1 protein-coding gene is annotated in these 1,854 nt (G+C 70.3%); it reads right to left on the bottom strand.

From position 1 onward, the window contains the following. Nucleotides 1-1,854 (bottom strand): hypothetical protein (locus D0T11_RS22830; RefSeq protein ID WP_449547924.1); only part of this gene is annotated, 1,854 nt, incomplete at both ends.

The following is a 1,854-nucleotide window of genomic DNA, read 5'->3' as shown; positions in this document are numbered from 1 at the left end:
CTCGCGAGCGAGAAGCTCCAGTTGGCCTGCGCCGGCTGCTGATACATCCCGTACGCCACCACGTCCACCGTGTCGCCTTTGGCCACACTCAATTGCTTCAACGGCCCCAGCGGCTGCGGGGCAGCGCCGCCCGCGTTGAGCAGGGCCACGCCGTCGCCGGAGTGGGCGAACTGCATGCCCACCACCCGCCGGATCGGCGCCGACACGCTCACCGAATCGAAGGCGTGCTGCTCGCGCCGCGTCTGGTCGGGGTTGGAGTCGAGCCCGGCGTAGTAGCTCTTCCGCTCGCCGGGGTGGAAGGCCACCCGCAAGTTGCCCAGGTGGTCCTTGAGCACGTACTCGTACTGCACCTTGGTGCTGACCTGCCCCGCCGGATCCCGGGGGTACAGGTACAAGGCCCGCCCCTCGGCGTGGCTCAGCCAGCGCAGCGAGTCGCGCTCGTACTGCCAGGGCCCCACGTAATCCGTGCGCACGCCCGTGGGCTTGCCGGCCTCGGTGGCCCGCTTGCTGACCTTCTGCCCGGCGGCCGAATACGTGTACTCCAGCACGTTGCCGTTGGCCCACTCCAGCCGCTCGGGCAGGTGCAGATAGTTGTAGCTGATCTGGCGGATGCCCTTGTTGGCGTCGCTCGTCAGGCTGCCCGCCGCATCGTACGCGTAGTCGGGCGTGCTGGCCCCGCTGGTCGGCCCGTCCGAAAAGTCGGGGCGGGCGGGCAGCTTGGCTCCGAAGGCCGTGGCGGCGGGAGCCAGATCGTCCACCCGCAGCAGGCGGTTGCTGCTGGGCTCGGCGCTGTTACTGGCCGGCTGGTAGCGGTAGCGCAGGTTGTCGGTCTCGGCGTATTGCGCCGCTGCCGTGCGCGAGGCCGAAGCCACCAGGCCCCGGCGGCGGAGCGTGAGCAGGTTGCCGCCCGCGTCGTAACTGGCCGCCCAGAAACGGTAGTTGCCCCGCTCCGCCCCCCAGTTGCCCGTCGGGCTCGTGCGGGCCAAGAAGTCGCCCTGCAAGAGGCGGTTGAGCTTATCATAGCGGTAGCCGTAGGCCCGCTCTATGTTATCCGATGCTGCCCGCCAGCGCTGCCCGGCGATGTTGCCGTTGTACTGGTTCTCCCCGAAACCACACGCGTAGCTCAGGGCAAAGCTCCACAGGTCTCCGTCGGCCGGCGTGGGGTTGTCGATGTCGTTGATGTTGGTCAGCCAGCCCCGGATGTTGTAGCGGAAGTCCACCGTCTGCAACGCCCGCGGCCCGCTGCCCGGCAGCGGCACGGCCACCGCCCCGCCCCCGTTGGCGGCGGCGCTCAGAGTACCGCCCAGCTGCTTGCTCGCCAACTGGCCCAGCTCATTGTAGGTGTGGCGGGCCAGCACCTGCGCCGGGGCACCCTCCAGCTCCTGGGTCACCGTCAGCAACCGCCCCCCCGTATCGTAGGCCCGCTGCTCGCGCACGTGGCGCGTGGGCTGGTTCGGGGCCTGGTGCGTGGCATAGGAGGCCAGGGCCTGCCCCGCGAAGTCGTAGCGCGTGCTCGCCACGTCGGTGCCGCCCAGCGCATTCGTGCTCTGCACCTGGATCGGGCGCAGCCGCTCATCGAAGAAACTCGTGCTCACCAGCCAGGCGTCCGATGCCATTGCGGCCCGTCCCAGCACCCTCGTCAGGCTGCGCGTGAGCTGGCCCGTGACCCGCGGGTCCACCGCCGGCACTTCGCCCGGCTGGCAGCCCAGCTCGGCGGCCGTCGGTGGCTGGTAGGCCGCGTCGGCCGTGCCGTCCTGGTCGAAGTCGTAGCCGTCGTAGTAGGCCACGCTCAGCAGCTCGGCCCCGCCCGCCGCACTCAGCTCGGGCCAGGTGCGGTGCGAGTAGTAGGCCTTC

Source organism: Hymenobacter rubripertinctus (assembly GCF_003583925.1).
GTDB lineage: Bacteria > Bacteroidota > Bacteroidia > Cytophagales > Hymenobacteraceae > Hymenobacter > Hymenobacter rubripertinctus.
Note: the sequence above shows the minus strand (reverse complement) of the source record. Positions and strands in the feature narration are given on the sequence as shown.